10 protein-coding genes are annotated in these 13,780 nt (G+C 74.8%); 5 read left to right on the plus strand and 5 right to left on the minus strand.

The features are described from left to right. The 3 genes from AB0E19_RS08055 to AB0E19_RS08065 all read right to left on the minus strand — a co-directional run bounded on the left by AB0E19_RS08055 (window position 1) and on the right by AB0E19_RS08065 (window position 2,424). Window positions 1-816, minus strand: coding sequence for an EI24 domain-containing protein (locus AB0E19_RS08055; protein WP_362175095.1), 816 nt, complete (start codon window positions 814-816; stop codon window positions 1-3). Window positions 817-917: 101 nt separating this feature from the next. Next, the gene (locus AB0E19_RS08060) at window positions 918-1,340 is read right to left on the minus strand and encodes an organic hydroperoxide resistance protein (RefSeq protein ID WP_189946868.1); all 423 of its coding nucleotides are present in this window, start codon (window positions 1,338-1,340) and stop codon (window positions 918-920) included. A gap of 64 nt (window positions 1,341-1,404) precedes the next feature. Next, window positions 1,405-2,424: an NADP-dependent oxidoreductase gene (locus tag AB0E19_RS08065; RefSeq protein ID WP_362175098.1), complete on the minus strand. Its 1,020-nt coding sequence runs from the start codon at window positions 2,422-2,424 to the stop codon at window positions 1,405-1,407. Window positions 2,425-2,523: 99 nt separating this feature from the next. On the opposite strand from AB0E19_RS08065, the gene AB0E19_RS08070 reads away from it, so the two are divergent. Continuing rightward, a complete protein-coding gene (locus AB0E19_RS08070) occupies window positions 2,524-2,958 on the plus strand; it encodes a MarR family transcriptional regulator (protein WP_360606400.1) in 435 nt (144 codons plus the stop codon). 38 nt (window positions 2,959-2,996) lie between these two features. Here the strand turns inward: AB0E19_RS08070 and AB0E19_RS08075 are convergent, their stop codons facing one another. Continuing rightward, on the minus strand, window positions 2,997-3,947 hold the full coding sequence (locus AB0E19_RS08075; protein WP_362175102.1) for a hypothetical protein: 951 nt from the start codon (window positions 3,945-3,947) through the stop codon (window positions 2,997-2,999). A 510-nt stretch (window positions 3,948-4,457) separates the two neighbouring features. On the opposite strand from AB0E19_RS08075, the gene AB0E19_RS08080 reads away from it, so the two are divergent. The 4 genes from AB0E19_RS08080 to AB0E19_RS08095 all read left to right on the plus strand — a co-directional run bounded on the left by AB0E19_RS08080 (window position 4,458) and on the right by AB0E19_RS08095 (window position 9,986). After that, window positions 4,458-5,570 carry a rod shape-determining protein gene (locus AB0E19_RS08080; protein WP_362175104.1) on the plus strand — a complete coding sequence of 371 codons (1,113 nt, stop codon included), beginning with the start codon at window positions 4,458-4,460 and terminating at the stop codon, window positions 5,568-5,570. A 38-nt stretch (window positions 5,571-5,608) separates the two neighbouring features. Further along, complete coding sequence (locus AB0E19_RS08085; protein ID WP_362175744.1) at window positions 5,609-7,108, plus strand: GAF domain-containing protein; 1,500 nt, start codon at window positions 5,609-5,611, stop codon at window positions 7,106-7,108. A gap of 125 nt (window positions 7,109-7,233) precedes the next feature. Further along, complete coding sequence (locus AB0E19_RS08090; RefSeq protein WP_362175747.1) at window positions 7,234-8,418, plus strand: MFS transporter; 1,185 nt, start codon at window positions 7,234-7,236, stop codon at window positions 8,416-8,418. Between the two features lie 125 nt (window positions 8,419-8,543). After that, window positions 8,544-9,986, plus strand: coding sequence for an acyl-CoA synthetase (locus AB0E19_RS08095; protein ID WP_362175107.1), 1,443 nt, complete (start codon window positions 8,544-8,546; stop codon window positions 9,984-9,986). A gap of 49 nt (window positions 9,987-10,035) precedes the next feature. On the opposite strand, the gene AB0E19_RS08100 is transcribed toward AB0E19_RS08095, so the two are convergent. After that, on the minus strand, window positions 10,036-13,704 hold the full coding sequence (locus tag AB0E19_RS08100; protein WP_362175110.1) for a S8 family serine peptidase: 3,669 nt from the start codon (window positions 13,702-13,704) through the stop codon (window positions 10,036-10,038). Window positions 13,705-13,780: the final 76 nt, after the last annotated feature.

Raw genomic sequence — 13,780 nt, forward strand, 5'->3', positions numbered from 1 at the left:
TCAGTGGGGGATGTGGTGCACCCCCTGGTCGCCGCCCGCGGAGGAAAGGTTGCCGTCTTCTTGATCGTTTTCCTTGGGGTCCTCGCCCCGCAGGTCGCGGACCATGAGGGTGGCGCCGGCGACGGCACCGGGCATCAGGAAGACGGCCACGAACGGCACGACGAAGGCGACGGCGAGCGGGACGCCGAAGCCGAGGGTCGCCCGGCGCCGGCCGCGCAGCAGCGTCAGGCGCTCCTTGAGCTCGACGCCCCGGCGCTGGAGGGCGACGGCGGTCAGCTCCTCGGCGAGGAAGAAGCCGGAGACGCAGAAGGCGAGCGCGGGGACGACGGTCTGGCCGACGACGGGGATGAAGCCGCAGGCGAAGAGGAGGACGGAGTAGAAGGCCACCCGGAGCACCACCCGCAGGCTGTCGCGGGCCGAGATCAGCAGCTCGCGCCAGAGCGGCAGCCCGGACTCGGGCACGTCACCGCCCATGCTGCGGTCGACGTCCTCGGAGAGGGCCTCGTAGAAGGGCTGGCCGATGAGGAGGGTGACGGCGGTGAAGGTGACGACGGCGAGGAAGACGCTGAAGCCGACCATGAGGGCCGTCATGGCGTTGCGGAAGATCTCGCGCCACAGGGTGGACCAGTCGTCGGCGAAGGGGGTCGCCCAGGCCGTCAGCTCGGTCGCGTTGAAGGCGAGGGCGCCCAGCGCGGCCAGATAGAGCACGAGCGTCACCAGACCGGGCAGCAGTCCGAACCCGAACCGGCGCCCGTGCCGCGCCACCCACTTCTGGCCTTGGACCAGATGACCGAAACCCACGCCGAATTCACGCATGCGCGCAGCCTATCGGGGCGGATCACCGGATCCGTACGCACGTGCGGGCCGCACCCCGGTCGGTCGGGGTGCGGCCCGCACGGCCGTGCGTCCGGCGTGGCTCAGACCGCGAGCTCGACCGTGATGTTGCCGCGGGTCGCCTTGGAGTACGGGCAGACCTGGTGGGCCTTCTCGATCAGGCTCTTGGCGGTCTCGGCGTCCACGTTCGGGATGGAGGCCGAGATCTTGACGATGATGCCGAAGCCGTCGTCGTTCTTGCCGATGCCGACCTCGGCGGTGACCGTCGAGCCGGAGATGTCCGCGTTCTCGTTCCGCGCGACGACGCCGAGGGCGCCCTGGAAGCAGGCGCTGTAGCCGGCCGCGAAGAGCTGCTCGGGGTTGGTGCCCTCGCCGGAGCCGCCCATGGCCTTGGGCGGGTTGACGACGACGTCGAGCCGGCCGTCGTCGGTGGCGACACGGCCGTCGCGGCCGTTCTCCGCGGTGGCGACGGCGGTGTAGAGAACGTCGGAGTGCTGGATGGACATGCTGGTTTCTACCTTCTTCTCCCCGTCTCGACTCGCGCCCACGATCGCGACGGCTGAGGGAAGACTACCGGTCCAGCGAGACGATCATCTTTCCGGTGTTGTCGCCGCGGAGCAGACCGAGGAAGGCGTCCACGCCGTTCTCGATGCCCTCGACGAGGGTCTCGCGGTACTTGAGCTCGCCGGAGCGCAGCCGGGCGCCGACCTCCTCGACGAACCGCGGCTGCAGGCCGTAGTGGTCGCCGACCAGGACGCCCTGGAGGCGGAGCCGCTTGCCGATGATCATCGCCATGTTCCGCGGGCCGGGGACCGGCTCCGTGTCGTTGTACTGCGCGATCATGCCGCAGATGGCGGCGCGGCCGTGCACGTTGAGCGAGGAGATGGCGGCCTCCAGGTGGTCGCCGCCCACGTTGTCGAAGTAGACGTCGATGCCGTCGGGGGCGGCCTCGCGGAGCTGGTCGTTGACCGGGCCGTTGCGGTAGTTGAAGGCGGCGTCGAAGCCGAGCTCCTCGACCAGCCACTTCACCTTCTCGTCGGAGCCGGCCGAGCCGATCACCCGGGAGGCGCCGCCCAGCTTCGCGAGCTGGCCGACCTGGCTGCCGACCGCGCCGGCCGCGCCGGAGACGAAGACGGCGTCGCCCTCCTTGAAGGAGGCGGTCTCGAAGAGGCCCGCGTAGGCGGTGAGGCCGGTCATGCCGAGCACGCCGAGGTAGGCGGAGAGGGGGGCGAGCTCCGGGTCCACCTTGGTGGCGTGCCGGGCGGGCACGTCGGCGTACTCGCGCCAGCCCAGACCGTGCAGGACGTGGTCGCCCTCGGCGAACCCCTCCGCGCTCGACGCCACGACGACGCCGACCGCGCCGCCGTCCATCGGCTGGTCCAGCTGGAACGGCGGGATGTAGGACTTCACGTCGTTCATCCGGCCGCGCATGTACGGGTCGACCGAGAAGTGGAGGTTCCGCACCAGGATCCGGCCCTCGGCGGGCGCCTCGACCGGGGTCTCGCGCAGGGCGAAGTCGGCGGGGGCGGGCCAGCCGTGCGGGCGGGCGACGAGGTGCCAGGCGCGGCTGGTGGCGGGCAGTGCGGTCATGGGGGGGACCTCCGGGGGCGAACAGGAAAGCTTCACTTACTGAAACAACCATGCGCCTGAATATTTCATGTTGTCAAGCATCGGAGTACGATGGTGCCCATGCCCACCTCACACACCGACCCCGTGACCCTCGAAGTCGTCGAGCTGATCGGCACGGTCGTGGCGCGCTACCACCAGGAGTACGAGGAAGCCGCCGCGGCCCACTCCCTGACCGGCGCGCAGGCCCGCGTCCTCGGGCTGCTCGCCCTGGAGCCCACTCCGATGCGGAAGATCGCCGAGAAGCTCAAGTGCGAGCCCTCCAACGTCACCGGGATCATCGACCGCCTGGAGTCCCGGGGCCTGGTCGAGCGGCGCCCCGACCCGGCCGACCGCCGGGTGAAGCTGGCCGCGCCCACCGACCAGGGCCGGGACACCGCCCGCCGGCTGCGCGACTCCCTCCACTTCGCCCGCGAGCCGCTCGGCGAGCTCACCGCCGTCGAGCGCACCCTCCTGCGCGACCTGCTGCGCCGCATGGTCGGCGCGGAGCTGCCGTAGGGCCCGGCCGCCGTGGAGCGGGCCCGGAAGCGGGCCTTCTAGACGCACCACCACAGGAAGGGGGTGCAGGTCTCCGAGGGTTCCGGGGACGGCGTCGCCGTGGTCGGCCGGGGGCTCGACGGGGCGGGCGGGGTCGCGCTGCCCGAGGCGGGGGCGGTGGGCGAGCCCGAGGCGCTCGGCGTGCCGCCGGGGTTCTCGTCCTGCGGGTTCGCGGTGACCTCCGGCACGGACGGCGCCGGGGAGGAGGGCGCGGCCGAGGAGGGCCGACCGGTGGGCGTGGAGCCCGCGCCCGCACCGGAGCCCGTCCCCGTCCCCGTACCGGAACCGCCGCCGGAGCCGCCGCCCCGCGCCGGCACGGCCGTCGCGCCCGCGCCGGAGCCGCCGCCCGTCCCCGTGCCGATCTGCCGCGGGCGGCCCGTCGGCGAGGCGGGTGCCGCCGAGGCGCCGCCCGCCCGGTCGCCGTCCTCCTCCGCGTCCTCCGCGTCCCCGCCGCCCGGGTTCCGGGTCGGCAGCGCGGGCGGCAGCGGGGTCTCGGTGACCTCCAGCTCCTCCACCGCCGTCGCGGCGCCGCCCTTCTCCTCCGGCTCCTCGAAGACCGCCTTCGCCAGGCCCAGCGACCCGGCCGCCAGGACGAGCCCCAGCGCGCTCACCGCCACCGTCCGGCCCCGCCCGGAGCGCCCCGCACGCCCTCGCCCGCCCCGCGCGGCGGCACGGCCCGCCGCCCGCCGCCCGGCCGGCCTCGGCGGCACCACCAGGTCCAGTTCGTAGACGTGCTCGGGAGCCACGGGCTCACCGGCCGGCGCCTCCGCCTCCGGCACGGACGCGTACGGATCCGGACCGGGCGCGTACGCCTCCGGGCCGGGCACGTACGGATCCGGACCGGGCGCGTACACCTCCGGACCGGACGCGTACGGACCGGGAGCGGGTGCGTACGGATCCGGCGCGAACATCTCCGGCGCGTACGGATCCGGCACGTACGGATCCGGCACGTACGGATCCGGCGCGTACGACGGGCCTGGCCCGTACGACGGGCCTGGCCCGTACGGACCGGGTGCCTCGGCGCCCTCGTGAGGCGCGGGGTGAGGCGGGGCGTGGGGGGTGTCGTACCGCAGCCGCTCGACGGGAGTCCCGCACCCGGCACAGGCGAGGGCCCCATTGAGATGCCGCCGGCACGCGTGGCAGTAGTCCATGGGGCTCGCACGCTAGGACGAGTGCCACGACTCCGGGTAGGCGAGGACGTGAGGATCCTGTGAGGAAACCGCAGGTGGACGCCGTGGCGTCGCGATTCTCCCGGTTCGCCTGCTCCCCTCTCGCCGCCGCCCCGCCGGCTCCTCGCCACCGCCCCGCCGCCGTCGTACCGGCCCCGCGCCGCCCCCGTACCGGGGCCCCGGGCGGCGCAGCCCAGCGCGCGCGGCGGGCCCGGCGGTCGCACGATGCCAACAGGAAACCCGCACCGCGACACCTCGCCCGTGTCAGCACCGCACCCCGGAGGATCCGCCGTGACCGTCAGCCTCGATCAGCTGCGCCGTTGCCATGTCGCCGTCGACCTCGGTGCCGCCCGCACCCGGGTCTTCGTCAAGGGGGCCGGACTCGTCGTCGACGAGCCGAGCGTCGCCGCCGTCAACACCCGCACCGGAGCGCTGATCGCGGTCGGCGCGCTCGCCGAGAAGATGACCGGCCGCACCCCCGACTACATCCGGGTCGTGCGCCCGGTCTCCGGCGGCACGGTCGTCGACATCGAGATGGCCCAGCGGATGCTCCGTCACCTCCTCGGCGAGAAGCTGCGCCGCCAGCTCCGCCGCAAGCCCCGGCTCCGCGCCGCCGCCTGCACCCCGCACGACAGCGATCCGCTCGCCCAGCGGGCGGCCGTCGAGACCCTGGTGGGACTCGGGGCGCGCCGGGTCGAGCTGGTCGACACCCTGATCGCCGCGGCCGTCGGCTGCGGCCTGCCGGTGGAGCAGCCGACCGCGACCATGATCATGGTGTGCGGGGCGGCGACGACCCAGGTCGCGGTGCTCTCGCTCGGCGCGATCGTGACCGCCGAGCGGATCCCGGTCGGCGGCGACGCCATCGACCACGCGATCATCCAGCACCTGCGCCACCACCACGAGCTGATGCTGCCGAGCCAGTCGGTGCGCCCGCTCCAGCTCGCGCTGAGCGGCAACGGCCTGACCCCGCACGGCCCGGCCTCCACCGAGATCCACGGCCGGGACGTCGCCACCGGTCTGGCCCGCTCGGTCACCGTCGATACGGCCGCGGTCCGCGAGGCCATCCACACGCCGCTGACGGCGGTGCTCGACGGCATCGGGAAGGTGCTGCGGGACTGCCCGCCCGACCTGGTGGCCGACCTCGCGGACCGCGGGATCATGATGGTCGGCGGCAGCGCGCTCCTCCCGGGCCTGGACCAGATGCTGCGGGACGCCACCGGGATGCCGGTGCACATCGCCGAACGCCCCGACGTCTGCGCCGTGCTCGGCCTCGGCGCGATGCTGGAGGGCAAGGTCCAGCCGATGGTCCTCGACCCGCTGGGCGACCACCGCGGCCTGACGGACCGGGACCGGGACGGGAGCCGGGACCGCGACCAGGCGTACGCCGACGACCTGACGGAGTGACAATCCCGACATCACCCGATTCGTGCGTGGATGAGACCATGGCGATCATGGACGAGGACGTGACCGGGGAGGTGTCCGGGGAAGCGGCCGGGGGCCCGGAGCCGCAGCAGGCCCGCCTGCCCCTGCTGCTCGAAGCCGTCCTCGGCGTCGGCACGGACCTCGAACTCCGCGCCACCCTCCAGCACATCGTGGACTCCGCCACCGAACTGGTCGGCGCCCGCCACGGGGCGCTCCGGGTCGTCGACCCCGAGCGCCCCCGGCTCACCGGCCTGTTCACCACCGGGATGACCGAGGAGCAGCGGGCCCGCGTCGGCCCGCTCCCCGACGGCGCCGCCGAGGGCCTCGGCGTCCCGATCCGGGTCCACACCCAGGTCTTCGGCAACCTCCACCTCACCGGGAAGGAGGGCGGCTTCACCGAGGAGGACCTGGCCCTGCTGCGGGTCCTCGCCGCCCAGGCCGGCATCGCCATCGGCAACGCCCGGCTCTACGAGACCGCCCGGCAGCGCGAGCGGTGGATCGAGGGCGCGGCGGCCGTCACCACGGCGCTGCTCACCGGCGAGTCCGCCGAGGACGCCCTGATGACCGTCGCCGAGCAGGCGAGGATCCTCGCCGGGGCGGCCGCCGGCGTGATCCTCCAGCCGACCCCCGAGGGCGGCATGGAGATCGTCACGGCCTCCACGGACGGCGACCCCGGCGAGCTGGTCGGCACCACGATCCGGCCGGGCTCCGCCGTCCTCGTCCAGCTGCTCGGCGGGGAGCCGGTCTTCGTCGAGGACTCCGCCACCGACCCCCGGATGACCACCCCGGTCCGCTCCCGCTTCGGCCCCTCGATGATGCTGCCGCTGCGCAGCGGCGGGCGGCTGATCGGCACGCTGGCCCTCCCCCGCCACCGGGACGCCGAGCCGTACTCGGCGGTGGACCGGCTGCTCGCCTCGCAGTTCGCCTCGCAGGCGGCGCTCGCGCTGGTCCTGGCGGACGCCCGGCACGACCGGGAGCGGCTCGCCGTCTTCGAGGACCGCGACCGGATCGCCCGGGACCTCCACGACCTCGTCGTCCAGCGGCTGTTCGCCACCGAGATGATGCTGGAGTCGACCCGCCGCAGGGCCGGCGGCTCCTCCGTGGAGGACGAGCTCCTGGAAAGGGCGGTCGACGAGCTGGACTCCACGATCCAGGAGGTGCGGACGACGATCTTCGCCCTCCAGCAGCCGCCGGCCGAGGCGCCGACGACCTTCCGCGGCCGGGTGCTGCGCGAGACCGGCGGGGCGGGGGTGCTGCTCGGCTTCCAGCCGTCGGTGCGGTTCACCGGCGCGGTGGACACCCTGGTCGCGGAGCCGGAGGCGCACCGGCTCCTGGCCGCGCTGCGCGGGGCGCTGGCGGCGGCCCACCGGCGCCCCGGGGTCGGACGGATCACGGTGGACGTCGGCGTCGGCGGGCCCGGCGGCGACACCGGCACGGGCGCGGGCGCCGGCGGAGGCGGAGGCGCCTGGCTGCGCGTCGAGGACGACGGCACCCCACCGGCGACGGTGACCTGGCCCTGAGCCCACGGCCGGGGGCTCCCCCGGACGGAGCAGCCCGGCGCGCCGGGCCGTGGGGCCGGATCTTGACTGAGGGGGTGAACTCCGACGCCAAGCCCCCGACCGCCGCGGCCTACCGCAACCTGGTGATGGCCACCATCGGCTTCACGCTCACCTTCTGGGCCTGGAACCTGATCGCACCGCTCGGCAGCTGGTACGGCGAGCGGCTGGGCCTCAGTTCGTTCCAGCAGTCCTTCCTCGTCGCCGTGCCGGTGCTCGTCGGCTCGCTGGGCCGGATCCCGGCCGGGGCGCTGACGGACAAGTACGGCGCGAAGCTGATGTTCCCGCTCGTCTCCGCGCTGACGATCATCCCCGTGCTGCTGCTGATCGTGGTGAAGGACTCCTACGGTCTGATGCTCGTCGTCGGCTTCCTCCTCGGCCTCGGCGGCACGACCTTCGCGATCGGCATCCCGCTGGTCAACTCGTGGTTCCCGCCGGAGAAGCGGGGCCTGGCGCTCGGCGTCTTCGGCATGGGCATGGGCGGCGTGGCGCTCTCCGGCTACTTCACGCCCCGGATCGCGAAGCACGGCGAGAACCTGCCGTTCGTCGTCGTGGCGGTCGCGCTCGCCGTGTACGCGGTGCTCGCCGCCGCCCTCATCACCGACCGCCCCGACCGACCGGTGCCGACCGCCTCACTGGCGACCCGGCTGGGTGCGGCGGGCCGGCTGCGGGTGACCTGGGAGCTGTCGGCGCTGTACGCGATCGGCTTCGGCGGCATCGTGGCCTTCGGCGTCTACCTGCCGACGTACCTGAAGACCTGGTACGAGCTGGACCCGACCGACGCGGGCACCAAGGCGGCCGGGTTCGCGGCGGTCACCGTCGTCTTCCGGCCGCTCGGCGGCTGGCTGTCGGACCGCGTCCACCCGGCGGTCGTCACCTCCTGGGCGCTCGGCACCGTCGCCCTCCTCGCGATCGTCCAGGCCTTCGACCCGAAGCTGAACCCGGGCGGCACGATCGCCCTGCTGATCATGGCGGCCGGTCTGGGCACCGCGAGCGGTTCGGTCTTCGCGCTGGTCTCGCAGGTGACCCCGCAGGCGCAGGTGGGCTCCGTGACCGGCATCGTCGGCGCCATGGGCGGCCTCGGCGGCTTCGTCCCGCCGCTGGTCATGGGCGCGATCTACAGCGCCAAGGACTCGTACTCGATCGGCTTCATGCTCCTCTCCGACCTGGCGCTCGCGGGCTGTGTGTACGCGTACGGGCGGATGCGCGGGATCCGGCCGGGCGGCGGCGAGCCGGCGCCCGGGGCGACGAAGGTCACGGCCGCGAAGCCCTGACGGAGCGGCAGAATGCCCCTGGGCCCTGTCGTCGAACTCCCGCCTGCCCCGCCGCCCTTCGGGCGGCGGCGGGAGCCAGGGCCCAGGCAGCCGCGTTTTCCGCCCCGACCCGAGGAGTACGACCGGTGAGTGCCCTCTTCCCGGCCCTGGAGACCCCGACCGACCGCCCCGCCCTGCGCCACGGCCCGGTCTCGCTCTCGTACGAGGAGCTGGCCCTGGCCGCCGGCGGGCTCGCGGCCCGGCTCGGTGACGTCCGCCGGGTCGCCGTGTGGGCCGTGCCGACCGCCCGGACGGCGGTGGCCACCGTGGCGGCGCTGCTCGCCGGCGTCCCCGCCGTGCCGCTCAACCCGCGCTCCGGCGAGCGGGAGCTGGCGCACATCCTCGGGGACAGCGCGCCGGACGCGGTGCTCGCCGGCCCGGAGGACGAGCTGCCGGCCGCGCTCGGCGGCCTCCCCCGGATCGCCGTGGAGCTCGACGGGCCCTCCCCCGCCCCGGCGGCGAAGGACGTGGACCCGGAGGCGACCGCGCTGATCGTCTACACCTCCGGCACCACCGGCCCGCCGAAGGGCGTGCTGCTCTCCCGCCGGGCGGTCGCCGCCTCCCTCGACGCGCTCGCCGAGGTGTGGTCCTGGACGGCGGACGACGTCCTGGTGCACGCGCTGCCGCTCTTCCACGTGCACGGCCTGGTCCTCGGGATCCTGGGCCCGCTGCGGCGCGGCGGCGAGGTCCGCCACCTGGGCTCCTTCTCCGCCGAGGGCGTCGCGCGGGAGCTGGCGGACGGCGGCACGATGCTCTTCGGCGTCCCCACCATGTACCACCGGCTCGCCGACGCCCTCCCCGGCGACCCGGCGCTGGCGACGGCGCTGTCGGGGGCGCGCCTGCTGGTGTCGGGCTCCGCGGCGCTGCCGGTGCACGACCACGAGCGGATCACGGCGGCGACGGGCCGGGCGGTGGTGGAGCGGTACGGGATGAGCGAGACGCTGATGAACACCAGCGTCCGGCCCGGCGGCCCGCCGCGCCCCGGCACGGTGGGGACGCCGCTGCCGGGCGTGGAGGTGCGGCTGGTGGAGGAGGACGGCTCGGTGCTCGGCGCGTCCGACGGGGAGACGGTCGGCGAGGTGCAGGTGCGCGGACCGAACCTCTTCTCCGGCTATCTGAACCGGCCGGAGGCGACGGCGGAGGCGTTCCGGGACGGCTGGTTCCGCACCGGCGACATGGCGGTCCGGGAGGCCGACGGGACGATCCGGCTGGTGGGCCGGAAAGCCACCGACCTGATCAAGAGCGGCGGTTACAAGATCGGGGCGGGCGAGATCGAGAACGCCCTGCTCGACCACCCGGGGGTCGGGGAGGCGGCCGTCACCGGCGAGCCCGACCCGGACCTGGGCGAGCGGATCGTCGCCTGGATCGTCCCGGCGGATCCGGCGCGCCCGCCGGGCGCGGAGGAGCTGGCCGGCCATGTGGCCCGGCTGCTCGCCCCGCACAAGCGTCCCCGGGTGGTCCGCCTCCTCGACGCGCTCCCCCGCAACGACCTGGGGAAGATCCTGAAGAAGCAGCTGCCCCGGGGATGACGCGAAGGGCCGGACCCCCGTCGGGTCCGGCCCTCCCCCGCGCGGCGGGCTACTTCACGCCGACCGCGTGGATCAGCTCCTGGGTGACGGAGCCGCCCCGGTCGTCGGTGGCACCGGCCCGCAGGGAGACGGCCGCCGCGCCGGACGGGACGCGGAGCTCACCCGTCCAGGAGGCGCCGTGGCCCTTGCGGAGGGACACCGTGCGCCAGGTGGCGCCGTCGTCGTAGGAGACCTCCAGGGTGCCGCCGTCGATCGTGCCGGTGCCGGTGGCGCCCTTCACGTACTCGGCGAAGACGCCGACCGGGATCCGGGAGCCGGCCCGGACGTTCCCGTACAGGTCGGTGTCGAGGTCGAGGCCGAGGTTGAGCATCGGCAGGAAGGTGTACCGGTCGGCCGGGGTCTCGGCGGAGCGGACGGTCCACTCGCTGTGGCCGCGGGCGGCGAGCCGCCAGCGCGCCGGGTCGAGGGCGGTCTCGGTGACGACCTTGTACGTGGCCTCCTGCGCGGGCGCGTCCCAGAGGTTGTAGCCGGAGCCCGTCCTGCGGCCCTTCGAGACGCCGTCCACGAACACCTCGGTGGTCTGGCTCACGGTCGGGTCGCCCCACACGTCGCCGAAGCCGGTGTGGTCGGAACCGGAGTCGCCCCAGCCGGGGGTGTTGAAGCGCAGGTCGTTGCCGGCGCGCTGCTGGCCCCAGCCGAGGCCGGTGCCGAGCCAGGGGTGCCAGACCGGGCCGAACCAGTCGAGGCGCGGGGAGGTGCCGCCGCGGTGGACGGAGAGACCGCCGCGCTCCTCCAGGGAGGAGCCGAGGTCGACGGACTCGTGCCAGCGCTGGCCGGTGCCGGTGGAGACGTACTCGGTGCGCTCGGCGGGGAAGGCGATCCGCTCCTTGAAGCCGACGCCGACCGGGAAGGCGTCGGTGATCGAGTAGCGGAACTCGCCGCCGTCCTCCTTCCGCCCGGTGGGGGCGTGGAAGGTGGAGCGGACGGCGGCCAGGTCGCGGTCGCCGGGGCGGAAGACGAGGTCGGTGCCGATGCGGCCGGGGTGGCCCTCGGAGAGGTCGTAGACGTACGGGGTGAAGCGGGTGCCGTTGAGGTCGATCGACCCGCCGCGGGCGGCGCCGGCGGCGATCCGGGCGGCGTCGGCGCGGTTCACGGTGGCGACGGCGAGCGGGCGGTCCTCGTACGCGGCGGTGCCGAACCACCTCATCAGCCGGCCCGGGGCGTCGTCGGTGACGATCAGCGCCCCGGCGCCCGCGTCCTGGGCGGCCTGCGCGATCCCGGCCGGGTCGGCGCCGGGGGCGAGGCGGACGAGGACGGCCTTGCCGGTGACGTCCTTGCCCGCGTACTCGGCGGGGGTGCCGGTGCCCGCGTCGGCGAGGCCGAGGCGGTGGCGGCCTTCGAGGAGGCCGGCGCCCGCCTGCGGGCGCAGGTCGGCGAGGCGGTCGCCGTCGACGCTCGCCTCCAGGACGGGCTTGCCGAGCCGCCAGACCGTCCGGTACTCGAAGGTGCCGTTCGTGACGGGCTCGGTGGGCGCGGCGAAGAGCGAGTCGTAGGTGAGGGGCACCTGCACGATGTCGGTGTAGGAGACGCCGTTCGCCTCGCGGTCGTACTCCATCACCAGCTGGCGGCTCTCGGTGCGCCGGCCGACCTCGGCGCGTATCTCGCGCAGCCGGCGGCCGTCGAGGGTGATCTCGCGGTCGCGGTCGAGGACGACCTCGGGGGCGGCCATGAAGCCGAGGCCGAGGGAGTCGGCGCCGTTGGCTCCGCGCACGTCGAGGAAGGTGTCGACGGTGTACGTGCCGGGCTTGAGGCGCAGTTCGACGGTGCCGGAGTCGCCGACGGAGGCCGGGAAGGGGTCGTCGCCGGTGGCGAGGTTGCGCAGGCCGAGGCCGGCGGCGGCGGGGGCGCCGTCGCGGTCCTTGACGTGGACCGTGAGGGTGTAGCGCTCCTCCTCCTTGACCAGGCCGAGGGCGGTGTGGGCGACCGGGGCGCCGCCGGCGGTGGCGGTGACGCGGCCGGAGCTGGTGCCGACCGGGGCGCCGGTGCCGTCGCCGGTGACGGTGGTGGAGGCGGTGCCGTGCGCGGGGACGGTGAGGGTGGTGTCGGCGAGGGTGGCGGTGCCGGCCGGCATGCCCTCGACGGCGAGGTCCAGCTCGACGGCGGTGTCGGAGGCGTTGGTGTAGGTGACGGTCCTGGTGACCGGTTCGTTCGCCTCGTAGGGCCAGGAGAAGAAGCCGAGGTCGGCGGAGCCGGTGGCGGTGACGTCCGCGGCGATCGCGGCGGCGACGTCGACGCGGCCTGCGCCGAGGGCGTACGCGGAGGCGCCGAGGGTCCTGGAGCTGGACATGAGGGCGTCCTTGAGGCGGGCGCCGGTCCAGTCGGGGTGCTGCTCGGCGAGGAGCGCGGCGACTCCGGCGACGTGCGGGGTCGCCATGGAGGTGCCGTTCATCGAGGTGTAGAGGCCGGTGCCCGCGGTGAGCTGGGAGCGGGCGGCGAGGATGCCGACGCCGGGCGCGGAGAGGTCCGGCTTGAGGGCCTGGTCGCGGTGGCGGGGGCCCTGGCTGGTGAAGTAGGCGGCCTCGTCCGCGGAGTCGACGGCGCCGACGGTGAGCGCGGAGTCGGCGGCGCCGGGCGAGCCGATGGTGCCGGGGGCGCCGGAGTTGCCGGCGGCGATGACGAAGAGGGCGCCGGTCTCGGCGGAGAGGGTGTTCACGGCCTGGGCCATGGGGTCGGTGCCGTCGCTGCCCTCGCGGGAGCCGAGGCTCATCGAGACGATCTTCGCGTCGATCTCCTCGGCGGCCCACTCCATGCCGGCGATGATCTCCGACTCGGTGCCGAAGCCCTCGTCGCTGAGGACCTTGCCGACGGCGAGGGTGGCGCCGGGGGCGACGCCCTTCTCCTTGCCGTCGGAGCCGGCGCCGCTGCCGCCGACGGTGGAGGCGACGTGGGTGCCGTGGCCGTTGCGGTCGGCGACCTCCTGGCCGGCGATGAAGGACTTCGACTCGGCGACCCGGCCGGCGAGGTCGGGGTGGGAGGCGTCGACGCCGGTGTCGAGGACGGCGACCTTGACGCCCTTGCCGGTGAGTCCGGCCTCCCAGGCCTTCGGGGTGCCGATCTGGGCGTTGGAGTCGGCCATCGTCGCCCGGACCCGGGCGTCGAGCCAGACCTTGGCGGGGGCGGCGGCGCGGGCCTGCCGGGAGGTGAGGGACTGCCAGAAGGCGGCCGGGTCGGTGGCGGTGACGGCGGCGCCGGCGACGCTGGGCAGCGCGCGGACGGTCTCGGTGCCGCGCGGGGCGCCGGCGGCGCGGGTGCCCGTGCCGTACGTGACGATCAGCGGGAGTTCACCGGTGACGCCCTGCTCGGCGAGGCCGGTGACGTCGAAGAGGCGCGGGTCCAGGACGCCGGAGGCGAGGAGCGCGCGGGCCTCGTCGGGGACGACGGTGACCCGGCCGTCGGTGACCTGGGTGCGGACGGCCCCGGTGGCGCCCTTCGCCCGGTCGACGGTGACGGTCTGCCGTCCGCCGTCGAGGGTGGTGAGGGTGACCCGGTCGCCGGTGACGAGGGTGACGGTGACGGTGGTGGCCGGGGACGTGAAGGTGTCGGGCACGGCGGCGGCCGTGGCGCCCGGCGCGGCGGCGGTCTGCCCGGCCGAGAGCAGCACGAGGGAGACGCCCGCGGCGATCAGCCCGGCCCTTCCTCTGGTCAGCGGTGCGGTCATCGAACGACTCCTCGCGGAACCGGGGTTCGGGGGTGGAGGTTCCGGATCCGCGAGGAGTCTGGACGCCAGGAGGGGG

This window comes from Streptomyces sp. NPDC047974, assembly GCF_040653375.1.
Taxonomy (GTDB): Bacteria; Actinomycetota; Actinomycetes; order Streptomycetales; family Streptomycetaceae; genus Streptomyces.

Bases quoted from the DNA above. Each gene is read 5' to 3' on its own strand.
- AB0E19_RS08055 (WP_362175095.1), bottom strand. From the start codon at position 816: ATGCGTGAATTCGGCGTGGGTTTCGGTCATCTGGTCCAAGGCCAGAAG.
- AB0E19_RS08060 (WP_189946868.1), bottom strand. From the start codon at position 1,340: ATGTCCATCCAGCACTCCGACGTTCTCTACACCGCCGTCGCCACCGCG.
- AB0E19_RS08065 (WP_362175098.1), bottom strand. From the start codon at position 2,424: ATGACCGCACTGCCCGCCACCAGCCGCGCCTGGCACCTCGTCGCCCGC.
- AB0E19_RS08070 (WP_360606400.1), top strand. From the start codon at position 2,524: ATGCCCACCTCACACACCGACCCCGTGACCCTCGAAGTCGTCGAGCTG.
- AB0E19_RS08085 (WP_362175744.1), top strand. From the start codon at position 5,609: ATGGCGATCATGGACGAGGACGTGACCGGGGAGGTGTCCGGGGAAGCG.
- AB0E19_RS08090 (WP_362175747.1), top strand. From the start codon at position 7,234: ATGGCCACCATCGGCTTCACGCTCACCTTCTGGGCCTGGAACCTGATC.
- AB0E19_RS08100 (WP_362175110.1), bottom strand. From the start codon at position 13,704: ATGACCGCACCGCTGACCAGAGGAAGGGCCGGGCTGATCGCCGCGGGC.